Origin of the sequence: Moraxella canis, assembly GCF_002014965.1 — a bacterium.
Classification (GTDB): domain Bacteria; phylum Pseudomonadota; class Gammaproteobacteria; order Pseudomonadales; family Moraxellaceae; genus Moraxella; species Moraxella canis.
Genome location: NZ_MUXT01000001.1, coordinates 81,210 through 102,126, shown reverse-complemented (window position 1 = coordinate 102,126; position 20,917 = coordinate 81,210). Strand labels below are relative to the sequence as shown.

General features: G+C 45.2%; 21 protein-coding genes and 1 pseudogene. 8 read left to right on the top strand and 14 right to left on the bottom strand.

Annotation, left to right across the window (positions count from 1 at the left end; genetic code table 11):
• A pseudogene (locus tag B0180_RS00445) lies at positions 1 to 286 on the bottom strand (site-specific DNA-methyltransferase); the annotation flags it as partial.
• Positions 287 to 348: 62 nt separating this feature from the next.
• Positions 349 to 3,000, bottom strand: coding sequence for an alanine--tRNA ligase (gene alaS, locus B0180_RS00440; RefSeq protein ID WP_078255172.1), 2,652 nt, complete (start codon positions 2,998 to 3,000; stop codon positions 349 to 351).
• Between the two features lie 300 nt (positions 3,001 to 3,300).
• On the opposite strand from alaS, the gene B0180_RS00435 reads away from it, so the two are divergent.
• Positions 3,301 to 3,516, top strand: coding sequence for a hypothetical protein (locus tag B0180_RS00435; protein ID WP_078255169.1), 216 nt, complete (start codon positions 3,301 to 3,303; stop codon positions 3,514 to 3,516).
• A 98-nt stretch (positions 3,517 to 3,614) separates the two neighbouring features.
• Here B0180_RS00435 and purB read toward each other — a convergent pair whose 3' ends face one another.
• Positions 3,615 to 5,003 (bottom strand): adenylosuccinate lyase, encoded by a 1,389-nt coding sequence (purB, locus tag B0180_RS00430; RefSeq protein ID WP_078255168.1) that lies wholly within the window; start codon positions 5,001 to 5,003, stop codon positions 3,615 to 3,617.
• Between the two features lie 176 nt (positions 5,004 to 5,179).
• Here purB and B0180_RS00425 point away from each other — a divergent pair, with 176 nt between their 5' ends.
• Positions 5,180 to 5,614, top strand: a complete 435-nt coding sequence (locus B0180_RS00425; protein WP_078255167.1) for a hypothetical protein — start codon at positions 5,180 to 5,182, stop codon at positions 5,612 to 5,614.
• Between the two features lie 24 nt (positions 5,615 to 5,638).
• Here the strand turns inward: B0180_RS00425 and B0180_RS00420 are convergent, their stop codons facing one another.
• Positions 5,639 to 5,851 (bottom strand): hypothetical protein, encoded by a 213-nt coding sequence (locus tag B0180_RS00420; RefSeq protein WP_078255165.1) that lies wholly within the window; start codon positions 5,849 to 5,851, stop codon positions 5,639 to 5,641.
• 18 nt (positions 5,852 to 5,869) lie between these two features.
• The gene (gene mnmA / locus B0180_RS00415) at positions 5,870 to 7,030 is read right to left on the bottom strand and encodes a tRNA 2-thiouridine(34) synthase MnmA (RefSeq protein WP_078255164.1); all 1,161 of its coding nucleotides are present in this window, start codon (positions 7,028 to 7,030) and stop codon (positions 5,870 to 5,872) included.
• Between the two features lie 152 nt (positions 7,031 to 7,182).
• On the opposite strand from mnmA, the gene ispF reads away from it, so the two are divergent.
• The 5 genes from ispF (at position 7,183) to B0180_RS10100 (ending at position 10,949) form a co-directional block, all read left to right on the top strand.
• Complete coding sequence (gene ispF / locus B0180_RS00410; protein ID WP_078255163.1) at positions 7,183 to 7,674, top strand: 2-C-methyl-D-erythritol 2,4-cyclodiphosphate synthase; 492 nt, start codon at positions 7,183 to 7,185, stop codon at positions 7,672 to 7,674.
• A complete protein-coding gene (locus B0180_RS00405; RefSeq protein ID WP_233424880.1) occupies positions 7,667 to 8,251 on the top strand; it encodes a cysteine hydrolase family protein in 585 nt (194 codons plus the stop codon). The genes ispF and B0180_RS00405 overlap by 8 nt, the downstream gene beginning before the upstream one ends.
• A gap of 35 nt (positions 8,252 to 8,286) precedes the next feature.
• Positions 8,287 to 8,622 (top strand): Grx4 family monothiol glutaredoxin, encoded by a 336-nt coding sequence (gene grxD / locus B0180_RS00400; protein WP_049236267.1) that lies wholly within the window; start codon positions 8,287 to 8,289, stop codon positions 8,620 to 8,622.
• 137 nt (positions 8,623 to 8,759) lie between these two features.
• Positions 8,760 to 10,535 carry a gamma-glutamyltransferase gene (gene ggt, locus B0180_RS00395; protein ID WP_078255162.1) on the top strand — a complete coding sequence of 592 codons (1,776 nt, stop codon included), beginning with the start codon at positions 8,760 to 8,762 and terminating at the stop codon, positions 10,533 to 10,535.
• Positions 10,536 to 10,598: 63 nt separating this feature from the next.
• Complete coding sequence (locus B0180_RS10100) at positions 10,599 to 10,949, top strand: hypothetical protein (protein WP_078255161.1); 351 nt, start codon at positions 10,599 to 10,601, stop codon at positions 10,947 to 10,949.
• Between the two features lie 75 nt (positions 10,950 to 11,024).
• Here B0180_RS10100 and B0180_RS00385 read toward each other — a convergent pair whose 3' ends face one another.
• The 9 genes from B0180_RS00385 to B0180_RS00345 all read right to left on the bottom strand — a co-directional run bounded on the left by B0180_RS00385 (position 11,025) and on the right by B0180_RS00345 (position 19,983).
• Entirely contained in the window at positions 11,025 to 13,346 is a 2,322-nt protein-coding gene (locus tag B0180_RS00385) for a YgiQ family radical SAM protein (protein ID WP_078255160.1), read from the bottom strand.
• A 195-nt stretch (positions 13,347 to 13,541) separates the two neighbouring features.
• Positions 13,542 to 13,880, bottom strand: a complete 339-nt coding sequence (gene fdx / locus B0180_RS00380; RefSeq protein WP_049236260.1) for an ISC system 2Fe-2S type ferredoxin — start codon at positions 13,878 to 13,880, stop codon at positions 13,542 to 13,544.
• Between the two features lie 54 nt (positions 13,881 to 13,934).
• A complete protein-coding gene (gene hscA, locus B0180_RS00375) occupies positions 13,935 to 15,794 on the bottom strand; it encodes a Fe-S protein assembly chaperone HscA (protein WP_078255159.1) in 1,860 nt (619 codons plus the stop codon).
• 150 nt (positions 15,795 to 15,944) lie between these two features.
• Positions 15,945 to 16,469 (bottom strand): Fe-S protein assembly co-chaperone HscB, encoded by a 525-nt coding sequence (gene hscB / locus B0180_RS00370; RefSeq protein ID WP_078255158.1) that lies wholly within the window; start codon positions 16,467 to 16,469, stop codon positions 15,945 to 15,947.
• 26 nt (positions 16,470 to 16,495) lie between these two features.
• Positions 16,496 to 16,816 (bottom strand): iron-sulfur cluster assembly protein IscA, encoded by a 321-nt coding sequence (gene iscA / locus B0180_RS00365; RefSeq protein WP_049236253.1) that lies wholly within the window; start codon positions 16,814 to 16,816, stop codon positions 16,496 to 16,498.
• A 64-nt stretch (positions 16,817 to 16,880) separates the two neighbouring features.
• Positions 16,881 to 17,264 (bottom strand): Fe-S cluster assembly scaffold IscU, encoded by a 384-nt coding sequence (iscU, locus tag B0180_RS00360; protein WP_049236252.1) that lies wholly within the window; start codon positions 17,262 to 17,264, stop codon positions 16,881 to 16,883.
• A gap of 120 nt (positions 17,265 to 17,384) precedes the next feature.
• A complete protein-coding gene (locus B0180_RS00355; protein WP_078255157.1) occupies positions 17,385 to 18,608 on the bottom strand; it encodes an IscS subfamily cysteine desulfurase in 1,224 nt (407 codons plus the stop codon).
• Positions 18,605 to 19,111 (bottom strand): Rrf2 family transcriptional regulator, encoded by a 507-nt coding sequence (locus tag B0180_RS00350; RefSeq protein ID WP_078255156.1) that lies wholly within the window; start codon positions 19,109 to 19,111, stop codon positions 18,605 to 18,607. The genes B0180_RS00355 and B0180_RS00350 overlap by 4 nt, the downstream gene beginning before the upstream one ends.
• Positions 19,112 to 19,305: 194 nt before the next feature.
• Positions 19,306 to 19,983, bottom strand: a complete 678-nt coding sequence (locus tag B0180_RS00345; protein ID WP_078255155.1) for a phage tail tape measure protein — start codon at positions 19,981 to 19,983, stop codon at positions 19,306 to 19,308.
• 513 nt (positions 19,984 to 20,496) lie between these two features.
• Between B0180_RS00345 and B0180_RS00340 the strand changes: the two genes are divergently transcribed.
• Positions 20,497 to 20,769 carry an HU family DNA-binding protein gene (locus B0180_RS00340; RefSeq protein ID WP_078255154.1) on the top strand — a complete coding sequence of 91 codons (273 nt, stop codon included), beginning with the start codon at positions 20,497 to 20,499 and terminating at the stop codon, positions 20,767 to 20,769.
• Positions 20,770 to 20,917: the final 148 nt, after the last annotated feature.

The window sequence follows — 20,917 nt, the reverse complement described above, 5'->3', positions numbered from 1 at the left end:
TGGTTGGTTGGTTGGTTGGTGAAAAATATTGATAATTTGTCAATACTTTTGGTTCAAAAAGTACATCAATGTCTTGTCTGTCCACCTCTAAATGCAAAAAGCGTTCGTTGCGTGCAGTGTCTTCTTTACTCATGCCTGCTTCTAGCACAGTATCTTTGAATGGGAAGCTGAGCACCACGTCATCGTTATGCATCAAAAATCCTGTACGCGCATCGTTGGCGGTGAACAGTCCGATTTTGTTGCTATGGCGCGTGTAATTACCTTTGGTGAGTGAATTGTCTGACATAGGTTATTCCTGAATGGTTAAAAATAAGGACGCCTGACACGTCCTTATTTAATGGTAGGTGGTTATAGTTTGTGCTTTAAATCATCTAGCAAAGATGCCAATGCTTTATCGGTGCCATCAACGTCATTGGCGCCGCCTTGGGCGAAATCAGGTTTGCCACCGCCTTTGCCATCAAGGTCTTGGCAAAGCTGTTTGATGATATCGCCTGCCTTGACTTTGGCGGTCAAGTCCTTGCCAACACTTGCTGTCAGGGCGACTTTGCCATTTGAGACACTGGCTAATACGGCAATGCCATCGTGTAGTTTTGATTTGATATCATCTGCCAGTGAACGCAGCGATTTGGCATCCAATCCTTGAAGCTTGGCAACCAAAACTTGAGTATCATTAATGGTGATAACTTTATCCATCAATGATTTGGCTTCTAGGCTTGCCAGTTTTTGGTTGAGCTGCTCAAGCTGTTTTTCCAAATCGCGCTGTTTATCACTTAAACTTGTGATACGCGGTAATATCTCATCTCGCTTGGCTTTTAGGTTACCTGCCAAAGTGCTTAGTGTGCGTTCGCCATTTTGGATATATCGAAGCGCACCCATGCCTGTCAAGGCTTCGATACGGCGAACACCAGCGGCGATACCGCCTTCTGAGACGATCTTAAACAGACCGATATCGCCAGTTCTGTGGACATGTAGACCACCACATAGCTCGATAGAAAATGCAGAGCGGTCTTGATTTTCGCCCATGGTCAGTACGCGCACAGTGTCGCCGTACTTTTCACCAAACAAAGCCATAGCGCCTTTTTGCATGGCTGAATCGATGTCCATATGCTCAATGCTAACTTCGGTGTTCTTTTGAATTTGCTCATTGACCAAGCGTTCAACTAAGATCAAGTCATCAGCGCTGATTGAGCCATCATAAGAAAAATCAAAACGCAACACTTCACTGGACACCAAAGAGCCTTTTTGGGCGACGCCATCGCCTAATACAGTGCGCAGTGCTGCATGTAGCAAGTGGGTGGCAGAGTGGTTCTTGGCAGAGGCGCGGCGTACATCGTCAATCACTTGTGCAGCGGCATCTTGGTGATTGGAGATTTGACCCATTTTCACAGTGCCATGATGAATGACGGCATTGCCTGATTTTTTGGTATCTTCGACAGCAAAGACGCCTGATGCTGTGCTGATTTCGCCTGTTTCACCAACCTGTCCGCCGCCTTCGGCATAAAACGGTGTGGCAGACAGTACGATGACGCCTTGATCACCTTCGCTGAGTTGATCAACTTCTTTACCTTCTTGATACAAGCCGACAATGGTGGTTTGTGCTGCCAGTGACTCATAACCCAAAAACTCAGTTGGGGCATCAACTTTAATCGCAGCGGTGTAATCAATGTCAAATTTACCTGCATCGCGGGCGCGTTCACGCTGAGCTTGCATATGGATCTCAAATCCATGCTCATCAATGCTAATCTCTCGCTCACGGGCAATATCGGCAGTCAAATCGGTTGGAAAACCATAAGTATCGTAAAGCTTAAATACTGTCTCACCGTCCAACGTCTCACCGGCGCTAAGCTTGTCAAGCTCAGCTGAAAGCAGGCGCAGACCTTGTGCCAGTGTCTTGGCAAATTGTTCTTCTTCTTTTTTGATGGCGCTTTGGATTTCGTTTAGTTTTTCGTTCAGCTGTGGATAAGCTTCACCCATCTCGGCAGCCAATGCAGGCACCATGTGATAGAAAAAGGCACCATCAGCACCCAGCTTATTACCATGACGGACGGCACGGCGAATGATACGGCGTAGTACATAGCCGCGTCCTTCATTGCTTGGGCGGACACCATCTGCAATCAAGAATGAAACCGCACGAATGTGATCAGCGATGACTTTGAGCGACGCTTGACCATCATTATTGATGCCCAAAATCTCAGCAGCTGCGTTCATTAAATTGACAAAAATGCCCAATTCATAGTTGCTATGCAGGTTACCGGTGATGGCGCTGATGCGCTCAAGACCCATGCCTGTATCCACCGATGGCTTTGGCAGTGGCTCCATTGTCCCATCTTTTTGGCGATTAAACTGCATAAAAACGCAGTTCCAAACCTCGATATAGCGGTCGCCATCTTCTTCGGGCGTGCCTGGCAGTCCGCCCCAGATGTGCTCACCATGATCATAAAAAATCTCTGTGCAAGGACCGCAAGGACCTGTATCGCCCATCATCCAAAAGTTATCAGACTGATACGCGCCGCCTTTATTGTCACCGATGCGGATGATGCGCTCAGGCTCAAGTCCGATGTCTTTGCGCCAGATGTCATAGGCTTCATCATCAGTGTGATAAACGGTGACGTATAGTCGGTCTTTGGGTAAGCCCAGCCATTCATCCGAAGTCAAAAACTCCCAAGCATAAGCGATGGCACTTGCCTTAAAATAATCCCCAAAAGAAAAATTGCCCAACATCTCAAAAAATGTATGATGGCGCGCGGTGTAACCCACATTGTCTAAGTCATTGTGTTTACCGCCGGCACGCACGCATTTTTGAGATGATACCGCTCGGACATAGTCCCTTTTTTCAAGACCTAAAAAGGTGTCTTTAAACTGGTTCATGCCTGCGTTAGTGAATAACAGTGTCGGATCGTCATGGGGAATTAGGCTAGATGAATGCACATGGGTGTGCTGTTTTGAGACAAAAAAGTCAATGAATGCTTTACGAACTTCATTTAACTGCATGGTTTTCATATAAAAAATCCTTGACCAAAGGCGGCGGGTGTTTTGTATTTATGGGCTAAATTGATAGGGCAACCAAGTGGGCTTAGATAAACAAAATGCTTGTCAAAAATTACTCGTCATAGTCGCCGCAAACGATTAATTTTAGCATAAATGATGGTAAATGTAAGTGATTTATGCAGGCTTGGTGCAATTTTTGTACATAAAACCAAGCGTCATAAAAATTTCATAGAAATTTTTGAAAAATCGCTTAACATTTGTGCAAAAAAAGTGTATAAATATAGTATTCCACAATAACTATGGGGTTTTGATATGAATATGCCATTATTTAGTGTAATTTTTACAATTGCGTTTACGGTGATTATCGGTGTATTGATGATTATTGCGTTTGTGACTGGTTTTGATAAAGGTGTGCATATCATTGGTGCGGCAGTGGTTGGTGCGGTCGTAAGCCTGCCTGTGGCTTTGGTTGTCACCAAAAGAGTGAGTCAGCTGACAGGCGGTCCCAATAAGGCGCCAAAAGCCTAACCAATTACTTCTTTGGCAGCAGTTAGCGCGCCAATGTTATTAAAAGCCAGCTAAAAAATCACCGCTGAATTGATCAGCGGTGATTTTTTAATGATTGTTTATTTTAAATAATCTTTCAGATTTTTGGCTTGAGCGTCAGCATTGCCGATGTAAGTGGCAGGACTAAGATCACGCAGGCGCGCTTTGTCGTCGGCAGGCACTGCGTTTAGCTCATCGCCATCAACAAAATCTACCATCATCTGGCGTGTCATGGCTTGACCACGAGTTAACGCTTTGAGTTTTTCGTAAGGTTTTTCAACATTATAGCGGCGCATGACAGTTTGGATAGGCTCTGCCAATACTTCTTGAGCATTGTCCAAATCTTCAGCCAAGCGCTCAGCGTTAAGCTCAAGCTTGCCAATGCCTTTTAAACAAGCATCAAAAGCAATCAAGCTTTGGGCAAAACCTACGCCCATATTGCGTAAAACGGTTGAGTCAGTCAAGTCACGCTGCCAACGACTGATCGGTAATTTTTCTCCAAGATGCGCAAGCACGGCATTGGCGATACCCAAGTTGCCTTCAGAATTTTCAAAATCAATCGGATTGACTTTGTGCGGCATGGTGGATGAACCCACTTCGCCTTCTTTGAGTTTTTGTTTGAAATATCCCAACGAGATATAGCCCCAAACATCGCGGTTAAAGTCGATTAAAATGGTATTAAAACGGCGCAGCGCATCGAACAGCTCTGCCATATAGTCATGCGGCTCAATCTGTGTGGTGTATGGGTTGAAGGTCAAGCCTAAGCTTTCGACAAAGTCTTGAGAATGCTTCGCCCAGTCAATCTCAGGATAAGCTGACAGATGAGCATTGTAATTACCTACCGCGCCATTGATCTTGCCCAATAATTCAACCGCTTGGAATTGCTTGATTTGGCGGTGTAGGCGATAAGCGACGTTTGCCATTTCTTTGCCGAGCGTGGTTGGGCTTGCGGTTTGTCCATGTGTGCGAGATAGCATAGGCTGAGCGGCATGGGTATCGGCAAGTTTGGCAATCTCATCAATGATCTGCTGCATGGATGAGACCAGCGTATCACGACCTGATTTTAGCATCAGGGCGTGTGACAGATTATTGATGTCTTCAGAGGTACACGCAAAATGGATGAATTCGCCAGCATTTGCCAACTCGTCGATGTCAGCGATTTGCTCTTTTAAAAAATATTCTACTGCCTTAACGTCGTGATTGGTGGTGCGCTCAATTTCTTTGATGCGCAGGGCGTCTTGTTCGCTAAAATTGGCAACAATGGCATCTAAGCGCGCGTTGGTTTGGTCTGAAAAAGCTGGTAGCTCATCAATCTGTGGGTGGCGAGACAATGCCTGTAACCAGCGCACCTCAACAGTGACACGCGCGTGAATCAAGCCAAATTCTGACAAAAAAGGACGCAGTGCATCACACTTTGAAGCATAACGACCATCAAGCGGTGACAGGGCGGTAAGAGCAGATAAGGTCATGTACAATCCTTAAAGTGATTAATAAAAGGTTTGAGTCATTATAACAAAAGTTGATACAGTTTTGGCGGTTTATGACCCAAAAGTAGCGATGTTACACAAATTTTATGGAATTGTTCGAGAGTTTGACTTGGCTGATAAGGTGAATGTATGATGCATAAAATCAAAGGAGATGTATCATGAAACTTGAATATCATTTGACAGTCAAAGAGCTTAACCGATATTTTACTTATAAATTTGATTGGATGGTTATGCTGATAATCATCTGTGTGTTTGTTGTGGGTTTCCAGTCGGTCAATCAAGGAATGGGATTTCCTTGGATTGGGATGGGTGTATTTGTTACGACCATTGTATTGGTGTATGCGCTAATCGTTGGCTTGTTGTCGTTTTGGTGCAAGCCTGCGGTGATTGAAATCACTAATATAGGCATCCGTGAAACCATGAATGGCAAAACCAAACAGTGGGCGTGGCATAAGGTGGGTGATTTTGCACTTGATGAGCGGTATTTGACCATTAAACTTGGCGCATCCACTGCCATCATTCCGATTGAGCAAGTGGGCGTGACAGCAGCGATGGATTTTTATCACAGTATTTATCAGCAAAAACGTTTATAATGAATGGTCTGTGAATCTGCCAAATTATTTTGACATTTTGGCAATATCTTCCAATTCCAGTAAAGGTACGAAAACTGTTTTTGATAGCTCTTTATGCAAGAACTGCATTTCATCCAAAGTTAAAGTTAAGGTGGTGTTGTCGTGCAAGCCCTGTGTTAATTTTTCAATTAAAGCTTCTCGTGGGGCATTAATTTTTGTGCTTATTTTTTGCAGGTTTTGATTAAATTTATCGTTCATAAACGCTCCAATAATGACTTATCCAATTTTTGCATTACACCAGTCAATCACACCACCACCAAGACAGACTTCACCATCATAAAACACGACAGATTGCCCCAAAGTAACGGCACGCTGCGGCTCATCAAAGACGACTTTGACTTTATCACCATTTTGAAAAATGGTGCAAGTTTGATCAGGCTGACGGTAGCGAGTTTTGGCGGTGCATTTTAGACCCTCACCAAAAATTTCAGGCGGCGCACCTGTCACCCAGTCAAGCTTATAGGCGGTCAGCTCGGTGCTCTGTAGCCAAGGATGGTCATGACCTTGACCGACAATCAAACGATTATTCACCAAATCTTTGTGTAGCACAAACCAAGGCTCTTCAGGACGACCCGATACACCACCAATGCCAATACCGCCGCGCTGACCGATGGTGTAGTACATGAGGCCATCATGTGCACCGATCCGCACACCATCATCGGTGTAGATATCACCTTTTTTGGCGGGCAGATAAGTTTGTAAAAAGTCTTTAAACTTACGCTCACCGATAAAGCAAATACCTGTTGAGTCTTTTTTCTTGGCGGTTGCCAAATGATATTTTTCGGCGATGGCGCGCACTTCGGGTTTTTCAAGCTCGCCGACAGGAAATAGCGTGCGTGCGATCTTATCCCCTGATACAGCGTGCAAAAAATAGCTTTGATCTTTATTGTTATCCAATCCACGCATGAGCTTAGCGACACCCTTGGTGGCGTGACTTCTGCGAGTATAGTGACCCGTGGCAATAAAATCTGCCCCCAAGGTGATGGCATAATCCAAAAACGCTTTGAATTTGACTTCTTTGTTGCACAAAATATCAGGATTTGGGGTGCGACCTGCGCCATATTCTGCCAAAAAATGCTCAAAAACCCGATCCCAATACTCCATCGAAAAGTTAGCGGTGTGTAGCACAATGCCAATCTTATCCGCCACCGCCTGCGCATCTGCCAAATCGGTCATGGCAGTGCAGTACTCTGTGCCGTCGTCTTCTTCCCAGTTTTTCATAAATAAGCCTTCAACATCAAAGCCTGCTTGCTTTAATAATACGGCAGAAACCGAAGAATCGACACCGCCAGACATACCGACGATGACCTTGATGTCTTTTGGGGATTTATTTAGGCTGGGCGCGACATCGAGAAGCGTAAATGGGGTAGTTGTCATAGATGATAAAATACTGAAATAAAATGGATGATGCCAAAAATAAACTGGCTAAAATGATCAAAAATGGCAAATTTGACTGCCAAAGCTTTGCATTATTATAACATTTATTTGTGCTATAATTGGTGAATTTCAATGGTAACTCAAAGGTTTTTATGCTAAGAATTGGTCAAGGGTTGGATGTACACGCATTTACAGACGGTGATTTTGTGACGCTTGGTGGCATACAGGTAGCGCACACGCACGGCATCAAGGCGCACTCTGATGGCGATGTGCTTTTACATGCCTTATCAGATGCACTGCTTGGGGCGTTGGCGCTTGGGGATATTGGACAGCATTTTCCTGATACCGATGATGCGTATAAAGGTGCGGACAGTAAAGTGCTGCTTCAGCATGTGTATGAGCTGGTCAAATCAAAAGGGTATGAGCTTGTCAATGCTGATATGACGGTGATTTGTGAATTACCAAAACTATCACCGCATAATCTTGCCATGCGTGAATGCATCGCAGGCGTTTTGGATGTTGATGTGGACTGTATCAGCATCAAAGCCACGACTAATGAGAAAATGGGTTATTTGGGGCGCGGTGAGGGGATTTTTGCCAGCAGTGTGGTGCTTCTACAAAAAGTGAGTGCCAATCATGAATAAAAATACGGCACTTGTTTTAATAGATTTGCAGCTTGGTTTTGATGACGCGAGCCGTTGGGGCGGCAATCGTAATAATCCTGACTGCGAAAAGGTGTGTCATCAGCTTTTAAAGCAGTGGCGCAACTATGATCTGCCGATTTTTCATATCCGCCATAATTCCACGAATCCCGACTCTGCGTTACACCCCAGCCATTCAGGCAATCAGTTCAAACCATTGACTGCGCCATTAGCCGATGAAATTGTCATTGAAAAAACGGTTAATTCTGCATTTATTGGCACCAATTTTCATCAATTATTAACCGATAATCACATCTCCCAACTGGTGCTGGTGGGGCTGACTACGAATCATTGCGTCTCTACAACGGCAAGAATGGCGGGCAATTTAGGGTTTGAGGTAGTGGTGGTCGAAGATGCAACGGCGACTTTTGATAGGGTGGGTTTTGATGGCAGGCAGTATGACAGCCAGACAGTGCATCAGATTAGCCTTGCCAATTTACATGGTGAATTTGCCACCGTCATGAATAGCCAACTGATTTTGAGTGATAAATTTTGGCAAAATCTTGAAAATAGCGTATAATCAGACAATCGCTTATCAAATCATTTGGAGAAATTATGACTCAGATCAATCCAGAAATTAAAACACTGATCGAAAATCAAATCAAAGATCATGCCGTTTTGTTATACATGAAAGGTACGCCGCAGTTTCCACAGTGTGGCTTTTCGGCGCGCGCGGTGGAAGTGCTGACACAAATTGGTCGCCCATTTGCATTTGTGAATATTTTGGAAAATCCTGAAATTCGCTCAACTTTGCCACTGATCGCAAATTGGCCAACTTTCCCACAGCTTTGGGTGAATGGCGAGCTGATCGGCGGTAGCGACATCATTTTACAGATGTATCAAGCTGGCGAGCTTAAGCCACTGATCGAAGAGCACAGCCCAGAAGTCTGATGACTGAAGCATGCTCATGAACGACCGCTGATAAAATTGGCGGTCGTTTTTTAAATTAGATTGAATTGTTGACTGGTATTATCTACAATGACAAGCACACTTTTTTAAGATCAATCAACTAAAGCGAAGGAGTGCGTATGACCAAAACTTATCTATTGACCGTATTGGCAATCTCTATGGCGATCTCGGGGTGCCAAGCCATCGGTGGCAATCAGGCAAAGACTGATGATCAGCCTACTGGCATCGTAGGCGCTGACGCTCACGCCCCTGAGCGCGCAACAGGGCTGACCGAACAAAGACAGGTGATTGCCAGTGATTTTATGGTGGCGTCAGCCAATCCACTGGCAACGCAAGCAGGCTATGATATCTTAAAGCAAGGCGGCAGTGCTGCAGATGCGATGGTAGCAGTGCAGACCACGCTAAGCTTGGTGGAGCCACAATCGTCAGGCTTGGGCGGCGGTGCATTTGTGCTGTATTGGGATAATAGCGCCAAAACGTTGACCACCTTTGATGGGCGTGAGACGGCACCGATGCGCGTGACGCCAGAGCTGTTTTTGGATAAAGAAGGTCAGCCATTGAAATTTATGGAAGCGGTGGTGGGCGGTCGCTCGGTTGGGACGCCTGCCATCCCTAAGCTGATGGAGGCAGTGCATCAGCGCTATGGCGTATTGCCCTGGAAAGCGCTATTTGACACACCGATCAATTTGGCAAAGCAAGGCTTTGAGGTGTCGCCAAGGCTTGCCATTTCAGTTGAGCAAAATCAGCAATATTTGTCCCGCTATCCAGAAACCGCTGCTTATTTTTTGCCAAATGGTATGCCGCTAAAAGCAGGCAGTTTACTAAAAAATCCAGATTTTGCTGACAGTGTTCAGGCATTGGCAACCCAAGGTGCAAAAGCTCTACACACGGGCAAATACGCCCAAAATATCGTGTCGGCTGTCCAAAACGCTAAGGATAACCCAGGTCAATTATCCTTACAAGATTTGTCTGATTATCAAGTGGTAGAGCGTCCGCCCGTTTGTGTGACTTATCGTGTTTATGAAGTATGCGGCATGGGTGCGCCGAGCTCAGGCGGGATTGCGGTGGGTCAGATTTTGGGTATTTTAAATGAATTTTCGCCCAACCAAGTGGGATATGACGCCGAAGGCTTGCGCCGCTTGGGTGATGCCTCTAGGCTTGCCTTTGCTGATCGTGATGTCTATTTGGGCGATCCTGATTTTGTACCTGTACCGACTCACCAGCTGATTTCCAAAGACTACCTAAAACAGCGTAGCCAGCTGCTTGAGCAGTCGGATAAAGCGCTGCCCAGCGTATCTGCAGGTGATTTTATTCGTGAATGGGTGTCTGCAAAAGCGATTGAGCTGCCTTCCACCAGTCATATTTCAATTGTGGATAAGGCAGGGAATGTGCTGTCTATGACGACTTCTATAGAAAATGCGTTCGGCTCAACCTTGATGGCAAATGGTTATCTGCTCAATAATGAGCTGACGGACTTTAGTTTTGAGCCGACACAGCAGGGCAGACAGGTTGCCAATCGTGTTGAGCCTGGTAAGCGACCACGCTCTTCAATGGCACCAACCATTGTATTCAAAGAAGGCAAACCTTATATGGCGATTGGATCTCCAGGTGGCAGTCGAATCATCGGCTATGTCGCGAAAACGATCGTGGCGCATAGTGACTGGAATATGCCCATCCAAGATGCCATCAGTGCACCCAATTTATTAAACCGCTTTGGTAGCTATGAGCTAGAAGCAGGCACAGCTGCCACCGAGTGGCAACAAGCCTTAACTGACTTGGGCTATAAGACTGAGGTGCGTGAGCTTAATTCTGGCGTTCAAGCCATCGTTATAGAGCCAAGCAGACTGGTGGGCGGCGCCGATCCACGCCGAGAAGGTCGAGTGATGGGCGATTAGGGACTAGGCTTGTATTTTGTGAATTTGACCTCATTAAGTAACTAATCAAACATGGGGAAAATTATGACAAATCAAACAAAAGTACAAGCCATCAAGCAAGTTTCTGAGCAGATTTTGACAATTTGTGAGACGCCAAACACTGCACTGCAAGCCATCCATCTGATATTACAACATGGCGGCGCAGGCGAGCTGTCTTGGCAAGTGGTGTATAATCGCGTGATGGCTGATGAAGATGTGATCGGTGCCAGTTATTTGGTTGATTTTGCACAGACTGCCGAAAACTTACCCTTTGATGTGCTGCCTTTGATCAGTTTAGTATTAGAAAAGGGTGATGACGCACTCAAAGCCGCCATGTTAGACAAACTGCCTGACGACGCTAAAGAAAACTTGCGCATCATGGGCTATATGTCTTAGCTTTTTAAGTATCTTTTTGGTCAAAAACCATTCATAAAAAATCACTCATCAGGTAACTGATGAGTGATTTTTATGTTATTTATGTCGGCGTGGGGGTAAACCTGTATGCTGGCTAAGCACTTGCCCCTTTTTGGGCTGCCCAGACGGTTTATTGGTGTGATGAGCCTGAGGCTTTTGGGTGCGTCTTTTGATGCTGTCGCCTTGCTGAGATGAGTTTTTCTTACGCGCTGACGTATAATTACCGCCAGTGCCTACTGGCTGATAAGTCGGGATGAGATGGCGTTTGGAATTACCGATCAAATCACTGCGCCCCATGTCTTTTAAGGCTTGGCGAAGTAGCTCCCAATTATTGGGATCGTGATAACGCAAAAATGCCTTATGTAGGCGGCGGCGCTTTTCACCTTTGACGATATCAACATCTTCACAGTGACGCGCTACCTTAGATAACGGATTTTTCTCGCTATAATACATCGCTGTGGCTGTCGCCATGGGCGATGGATAAAAGGTTTGTACTTGATCCGCTCGAAAGCCGTTTTTCTTCAGCCAAATTGCCAAATTTATCATATCATAGTCACTGGTGCCAGGATGGGCTGCGATAAAATAGGGAATCAAATACTGCTCTTTGCCTGCTTCACGACTGTAGCGCTCAAACATCTGCTTAAAGCGATCATACGTGCCAATGCCAGGCTTCATCATTTTGGATAAAGGCGCAGCTTCGGTGTGTTCGGGGGCGATCTTCAAATAGCCGCCAACATGATGCGTTACCAGTTCCTTGACATATTCAGGACTTAAGACTGCCAAATCGTAGCGTAGACCTGAGCTGATGAGAATTTTTTTGACGCCTGGGAGTTGGCGTGCCTTGCGATACAGCTGAGTGAGCGGCGCATGGTCGGTGTGCAGATTTTGGCAGACACCAGGGAAGACACAAGATGGCTTGCGGCAATTACGCTCAATCTCAGGATCTTTACAGTGCAGGCGATACATATTGGCAGTCGGACCGCCAAGATCAGAGATGATGCCTGTAAAATTGGGCGCAGTATCACGGATAGTTTCAATTTCTCTTAAGATGGATTCTTCGGAGCGATTTTGGATAATGCGTCCTTCGTGCTCGGTGATTGAGCAAAATGTACAGCCGCCAAAGCAGCCGCGCATGATATTCACCGAAAACTTAATCATATCAAAAGCAGGAAAGCGCGCGTCGCCGTAGCTTGGATGAGGCAGGCGCGCGTAAGGCAGATCAAAAACGGCGTCTAGCTCTTCGGTGGATAATGGCAGCGCAGGCGGATTTAGCCAAACATCGCGATCGCCGTGGCGCTGTACAAGCGCTCGGGCATTACCAGGATTGGTCTCAAGATGCAAAATACGGTTAGCATGCGCATAAAGAACGCGATCGTTGGCAACTTCTTCAAACGACGGCATACGAATCACTGAAAGCTCGCGTGGCGGCAGCTTATGCTTGATGGCTTTGGAGGATTGTAATTGAACCACCTGTGTGTCATCGGGCAGATCATCGCCTGCTTTGACGATGATATCCTTGACAATGTCTTTATTAAAATTGGTGTACTGAGGGGATTTTTGTTTTTCGATGTCGCAATCGGCGACATCTTCAGTCATCACATAAGGATTGATGATAGGATCGACGCGACCGATGCTATCGACATCATTGCTGGCGATTTCTATAAAATTTGCTTTTAGATGGCGATTGGATTTATTTAAAATAAACGCTGTGCCTCGCACATCGACGATGTTCTTGATGGATTCGCCTCGTGCTAAGCGATGCATGATTTCGATCAAAGCGCGCTCACCGTTGCCATACACCAAAAGATCAGGCTTAGCATCCATCAGCACCGAGCGGCGCACTTTGTCTGACCAATAGTCATAATGCGCAATCCGCCTTAGGCTGCCCTCAATACCGCCAAGAATGATCGGTACATCTGAATAAGCCTCGCGGCAACGCTGACAATACACTGTTGCTGCGCGATCAGGTCGCTTATTAGGCTCATTATTTGGCGAATACGCATCATCGGAGCGGATTTTACGATCGGCGGTATAACGGTTGATCATCGAATCCATATTGCCCGCTGTGACCCCAAAGGCAATGTTAGGCTTACCAAGCACTCGAAAAGCGTCTGGTGATGTCCAGTCTGGCTGAGCGATGATGCCGACGCGAAAGCCTTGGGCTTCAAGGGTGCGTCCAATCACGCCTGAACAAAACGATGGATGATCGATATAAGCATCACCGCACACCAAAATAAAATCACAGCTGTCCCAGCCGAGCATGTCCATTTCTTCTCGGCTCATCGGTAAAAATGGCGCAGGTTCAAAGCAAGACGCCCAATATTTGTCATAATCTAAAATATTCTTGGCGGTTTGGCGGTGTTTGTAGGCGGTGGACATGACTAACCCAAAATTTTTACTTGAAAATTTCTCATTTTAACATGAATAAATTTCAAATGCTTAAGTTTATGGGTTTTAATAAACCAAAACGCACCATTTGGCAATAAAGCATCCGCCAAATCATAAGATGGGCTTGATGTCCATTTGTGATGCAATAAAAAGCCTGCTGTAAATTTGCAGGCGATTTATAGATAGTTAATGGTTTTCTTTGGCGTGGTTTAGAGTGTACTTTGGGATTTCGATGACTAAATCTTCATTAGCAACGATGCATTGGCAAGATAGGCGTGAATCTGGCTCAAGCCCCCAAGCGCGATCTAATAAGTCGCCTTCGATGTCGTCCATCTCCTCTAGGCTATCAAAGCCTTGGCGGACGACGACGTGGCAAGTGGTGCATGCTTTGGACATGTCGCAGGCGTGTTCAATTTTAATGCCGCGATCAAGCATGGCTTCACACAGATTTTCGCCGGGATTAACTTCAATGGTTGTGCCTTCTGGGCAGATTTCGTGATGCGGTAAAATGGTTACAACGGTCATGAGTTTCTCTTATTAATGCATTAAAATTTTAAAATGAATCAAATCAACGATCACTTACCAATCGCTGGTGCGTGTGCCAGCAAGGGCATCTTTGACATTTTTATCCATGATCACACTGGCGAAATGGTCGCTATGCACCTTCAAGGCTTTGATGGCTTGATCAATGACTGCTTTGTCATCAGTGGTAAGGGCATCTGTCGTCGCTTGCATGTGATGGCGCAAATTGGCTTGGTCTTCATCGCTCAGCAGATCGGCAAATTCAGCCAAGGCTGATTGCAGAGCAAGCAGCTCTCTTTCGGCTTCGACTTTGGTTTCGATCAGCATACGAGCGGCTTTGTCTTCAGCGGCATGAATGAAACCTGCTTGCAAAAGCTGCTCTTGTTGCTCTTCAGACAGACCGTAGCTTGGACTGACCTGGATTTGGCTGACGATATCGGTTGTGGTCTCGCGGGCAGACACGGTCAATTGTCCATTGGCATCGATGGCGTAGGTTACCTCAACGCGCGCCAAGCCTGCCTTCATCGGCGGAATGCCATGTAGCTCAAAGCGTGCCAATCCTCGGCAATCCGCTACCGTATCACGCTCACCTTGCACCACTTGGATGATCATACCCGTCTGACCATCTTGATGTGTGGTAAAAACTTGACGGCGAGTCACAGGAATGGGCGTGTTACGCGGAATGATCACTTCCACCAGTCCGCCCATGGTCTCAATACCAAGTGACAGCGGCGTGACATCTAATAATAGCAGGGCATCTTTGGATTGGTTGATCAGCTGATCGGCAGCGATACTAGCTCCGATCGCCACGACTTCATCTGGATTGATGCTGCACAAAGGCACACGCCCAAAATGCGCCTCCACAGCGTCTCGTATCACAGGCATGCGTGTGGAGCCGCCCACTAAAATGATGTCATTTAAGGCGGATTTATCCACTTTGGCGTCTAGCATCACCTGCTCACAAGACTGCAGGGTGCGACGAATCACAGGCTCGATGATCTGGCTTAAAGTGGCATTATCCAAACTAACTGATACTGGCGTATTGGCAATATTAAGCTCAATCAAAACGCTATCTTGCTCACTTAAAGCTTGTTTATAGGTTTTGGCAAGTTTTGCTAAACGAGATTTTTCTGAATGATCGATGTCCGCTGGATTGAGATTGGCGGTTTTGATCAGCCAGTTCGCGATTAGACGGTCAATATCATCACCACCAAGTGCCGAGTTGCCGCCTGTGGCAAGCACTTCAAAAACGCCATCGGACAAGCGAAGGAGTGATACATCAAAAGTCCCACCACCAAGGTCATAGACCAAATAGTTGCCTTGAGCGGTGTTTTTATCGATCCCGTAAGCAATCGCTGCAGCGGTGGGTTCATTGAGCAAGCGGAGCACGGTCAAGCCTGCAGCGGTGGCGGCATCCTTGGTGGCGGTACGCTGTGCATCATCAAAATAGGCAGGTACTGTAATGACCGCACCTTGGATGCTGTCGGGTGGCAGAGCGGCAGCGGCATGATTTTTTAGGTGTTTTAGGATATGCGCTGAAGTTTCCACAGGTGATTTTTCACCTTGAGCGGTCACGAACGCCGGCATGGTCTTGTCATTACCAGCAAGCGTATAAGGATGAGAAAATTTAATGTCAGACTTAGCACGCCCCATAAAGCGCTTGGCGGAGATGATGGTATTTTTCAAATCATCAGCATAAGCCAAGGCAGCATTACCCACCACAGGCACGCTGCTTTTATTGCCATAATAAACCACGGAAGGTAGCAGTGGCGAATCGCCAAAGGGCAGGGCATTGGCGCGACCTGAGCGCACGACCGCCACCAAAGAATGTGTTGTGCCCAAATCAATGCCAAGGGCATAACGGTGCTGGTGGGGGTTTTTGCTTTGATTGGGTTCGCTGATTTGTAATAAAGACATGATGAATTCTTATACTGGCTAATATGGCTAAAAATAAGAGCTTAAGTGATTCGGCATTAGCCTAAAAGTCACTTAAAATGTGTGCATTATACGGTAATTACTAAGCTTTTAAAATCCTGCTACGCCAAAAGTTTGATAAAAGCGGTCTGACTATACATACAAATCATCGTCATCATTACTTTGAGATAATGAGTCGGTGACTTTAGCGTCGACATCGACCAATAGCTTACCAAGGAATTGAAGCTTACGCGTCGCATCCATGGCTTCTGCCCAGGCTTGATTTTGATAATTTTGTACAAATCTTGCGGATTGATCTTTGCTCAGTACCTGAACTTGACTTGAGATTTGATCCAAAGCCGATCTGTCATTTGTTGCATCCAAGCGAATGCGCAAGTCCATCATCTCATCCAAAAAATCCCAATCATCAATGGATTGTGACAGATCCACCGTCTGATCGGACAGCTCAAGCATATACGCCGCTCGGCTGTCGTCATGAAAGAGAATTTGATAAGCGTGATTGATGAGTGAAGCTTGGTTAGTACTGGTCTTATTGGTATCTACGCGATCGGGATGATGCTGTTTTTGTAGTGATAATAATGCTGATTTTAAGGCGTTTTTATCAATATCAAATTCGATAGGCAATCCAAATAAACCAAAAAAATTAGCCTCACTCATCATAAGCTCCTTATCAAGATTGGCGGTCAAACGGTGAATGACTCGCCGCAGCCGCATTCGCCCGTTTGATTGGGATTGGTGAACTTAAAGCCAGAATTGAGACCTTCTGTCACATAGTCCATTTGTAGCCCATTTAAATATACCAAGCTTTTTGGGTCAACGAATACCGAAACGCCTTGAGATTCAAAACGCTCATCGGTACCGTTTGGATCATCAACAAACTCAAGTACATAAGCAAGACCAGAACATCCTGCCGTACGCACACCGACTCGGATGCCCACGCCGCTGCCACGATTTTCAAGGAAATCCTTGACATGTTGTGCGGCGCGTGTGGTTAAACTGATCATAGTTACTCCTTAATTAACCAAAATTGGCAAGTTTGCTCAATTAAATTCAATACAATCAAACAAATTATGCTTGCGCTTTGGTTTGATAATCTTCAATGGCTGCCTTGATGGCATCTTCTGCCAAAACAGAGCAGTGCACCTTAACAGGTGGCAGAGCAAGCTCTTCGGCGATGTCTTTATTCTTGATGGCAGCGGCTTGATCCAGTGTCTTGCCTTTGAGCCATTCGGTAACCAATGAGCTTGAAGCGATCGCAGAGCCGCAGCCATAGGTTTTAAATTTCGCATCTTCGATGATGCCATCATCGCTGACTTGAATTTGTAGGCGCATCACATCGCCACACGCAGGCGCGCCTACCATACCAGTACCGACATTTTTAGCGGCTTTATCTAAATTGCCCACATTGCGTGGATTTTCATAATGATCGATGACTTTGTCTGAATATGCCATAAATTTCTCTCTTAAAAGTTAGGTTCATGCATAAAACCTTGCGTCTGCTGGATTTTATGTCGAAATTAAGCTTGTATCAGCTGAGCGTCTATCCTTTAATCCGCCCAGCCAGCCGTTATCTTAGTGTTCTTGCCATTCTACGGTATTTAGATCAATCCCTTCTTTGAACATATCCCAAAGCGGTGATAATTCGCGCAGCTTATCCACGGCTTCGTGAATTTGGGTCAATACCAAGTCAATGTCTGCCTCGGTCGTATAGCGACCAAAGCTAAAACGAATCGATGAATGAGCCAGCTCATCAGGGCGTCCAATCGCACGCAGCACATACGAAGGCTCAAGGGTGGCTGAGGTGCAGGCTGAACCTGAAGACACTGCCAAGTCTTTAAGGCTCATCATCAAGCTTTCGCCTTCAACGAAGTTAAAGCTGACATTTAGGACATTGGGTACACCGTGTTCAATTGAGCCATTTAAGTAAACTTCTTCGATGTCTTGTAAGCCATTCCAAAGCTTGTCACGCAGCGCCTTGATATGCGCCTGGTCTTCATCAAAACGCTGTACAGACAGAGCAAATGCCTCTCCCATACCAACGATTTGATGAGTCGCTAATGTACCTGAGCGCATACCACGCTCATGACCGCCGCCGTGCTGTTCAGCCTTGATGCGAACGCGCGGCTTACGACCGACATACAGAGCGCCGATGCCTTTTGGTCCGTAGATTTTGTGACCGCTAAAGCTCATCAGATCCACTTTTAGCTCGCCTAGGTTGATCTTGATTTTGCCGACCGCTTGGGCAGCGTCCACATGAAATAGCACACCTTTTGCGCGCGTGATCTCGCCAATGCCAGCGATATCGGTGATGGTACCAAGCTCATTATTGACCGCCATCAGACTCACCAAAATGGTGTCATCACGCAGCGCCTGCTCAACTTGCTCAGGGTGGATCAAGCCTGTGCCTGCTTCAGGCTCAAGATACGTGATCTCAAAGCCTTCTTGCTCAAGCTGACGGCAGGTATCTAGCACTGCTTTATGCTCAATCTTACTGGTGATGATGTGCTTGCCACGACCTTCATAAAAATGTGCCACGCCTTTGATCGCCAAGTTATCCGACTCGGTCGCACCTGAAGTAAACACAATCTCTCTTGGGTCAGCGCCAACGGTTTCGGCGATTTGTAAGCGTGCGTTTTCAACCGCTTCTTCTGCTTGCCAGCCAAAACCGTGCGAGCGTGAAGCAGGGTTACCAAAAGTACCATCAAAAGTAAGGTACTTAACCATTTTGTCTGCTACTTCCTTAGCGACAGGTGTGGTAGCGGCATAATCTAAATATATCAATGAAGTCTGGCTCATGCTGGATTCCCGATTAAATTAATTGTTGTGATTTGTGATTTGTCTTTTTCATAGCCATTCATGCGATTCACCTGAATGTCTGCAATGGCTTGAGTGTTTTTGGTTTCTAAGAGTTGAGCGAGCGTCACTTTTCTTAGATACGTTTCAATATGATTGGATAAATTATGCCATAAATCATGAGTTAAGCACATCGCACCATCATGACAGTCGCCTTTACCGCCACACTGAGTGGCATTGATGCTTTCGTCGACTGCAGTAATAATACTCATAATATCAATATCTTCAAGCGGTTTTGCTAGATGATAGCCGCCTGAAGCACCACGAGTACTATTAACCAACCCTTTTTTGCGCAACTTTGAAAACAGCTGCTCTAAATAAGATATGGAGATGGATTGGCGTTTGGCAATGTCTGATAAAGACACTGCGCCTTGATGGCGACTCTCTTGGACAGCCAAATCCAATAAGGCAGTGACGGCATACCGTCCACGAGTTGTTAAACGCATTTGAATACTTCCATAATTGCCTAATTCTGATCCATACAATCATGCATCAGAATTTGGGTGGTGAATGGCAGTATTATAATAATTCCGAGTAAATAGGTCAAGATTAAAGCAATAAAAAATCCATCAGATATTTTAATCCAATGGATTGATTTTACTCAATTTGCTATATTATAACAAAAACTAAGCCGATCAGGTTAAATGAAAAAATGGGCAACGATACTCACCACCGCTACAACGATCGCAACGATCATGGCAATGAATGTGGATTTATTTTTGCTTTTTTGTTCAGCTAACTGTATGGCTAAGCGTTTATTTTCCATAGATAACGCATCAATACGCTCAGCTTGCTCATTGATTTTTAATTGATAATTGGCAATTTTTTCCGCTTTTTCTTCGGGGGTGGGTTTTTGTTTGTTGCCGCCTGTGAATTTGGCTAAGGCATTATGAATTGCACCGCCAATGCCCATGCGCACCATCAACGCTTTTAGATTTTCGACCAATGCTGCATCGCCACGAATTTGCAGGGCATCGACATGATCAGGATTGTGATTGATTAAGGCATTGATCAGCTGAAAGCTATAACCATTGATGGTGACGTCAGCTGCAGGTTTATCTTCGGGTAATTCGCTGTCTAATAAAATCCCCCGATAACCAAAGGTGGCATAAATGGTGATGTGAGGTAAATACGAGCGAATGCAGACAACTGTACCTGCCTTGGCAAGCGGATAAGCCAATTGGCGTAATTTTGGATCAAAGCGTAACATTAATGTCAGTGCAGACTCAACAAAAATTAATACAATGCTCAGCAGGCTTTTTGAGACGATGCCTCCGCTAGAATGAGTGTTTGCTGTATTTGAATTCTCGGTTGTCATTGGATTTTCCTAAAATAATAACTCTAATTTTAATCGCACATTACCAGTCGAATAGATCAAAAATATCATCAAAGCCGATGCGCTGCCCTAGATTTTCAAGCTTTAAGATACCGACGCTTGGAGTGGGTGTCAATATTGCAAATGTTACCGCTAAGCCAAAACCTGAATGAAAGCCTGGTGTGATCAATAAATTTTGTTCATATTACTGCATATTTGGGCATAAAAATAGCATTTTTTTACAGCTTTTACATAAAAATATGTAATTTTACTTGCTTATTGTTACTGTGCTTGTTATAAAGGTAGCCATGGCTTTGCACGATTTTGCCTGATATTTATAAATTTTTGTTAGGTTTGGGTATTAAACCATAAAATTTTTGCAATTTTTCTGCAAAATTTTGTATTTAGCACTTGTAAAAGCTCGGGGATGCTTTTAAAATGCGTTGTTATAAAGATGCTTTGGTAACTTAGCAGAATCATTTGAAAAAGTTTCATTCATTGTAAAGAGGATATCTTATGAATAAGTCTGAATTGGTAGATAGCATTGCACAAAGTGCTGGCCTAACCAAAGAGCAAGCTGCCAAAGCGGTTAGTGCTTTTACTGAAAGCGTTCAAGGCGCATTACAGCGTGGTGATGACGTTGTATTGGTTGGCTTTGGTACTTTCAGTGTCAAAGAGCGTGCTGCTCGCGTAGGCCGTAACCCAAAAACTGGCGAAGAGATCCAAATCGCAGCCAGCAAAGTACCTAGCTTTAAAGCAGGTAAAGGTCTAAAAGAATCAGTGAACTGATTGACTTAAGTGATGAAATAAAAAAGCTGCTCTATTTGGGCGGCTTTTTTTATGTCAAGCATAAAAGATATTTAAATAAATAACCCAAATAAAAAGCTCATCTTGGATTACAAAAAGTGTTTTGAGAAATCTTATAAATTAGCGTATG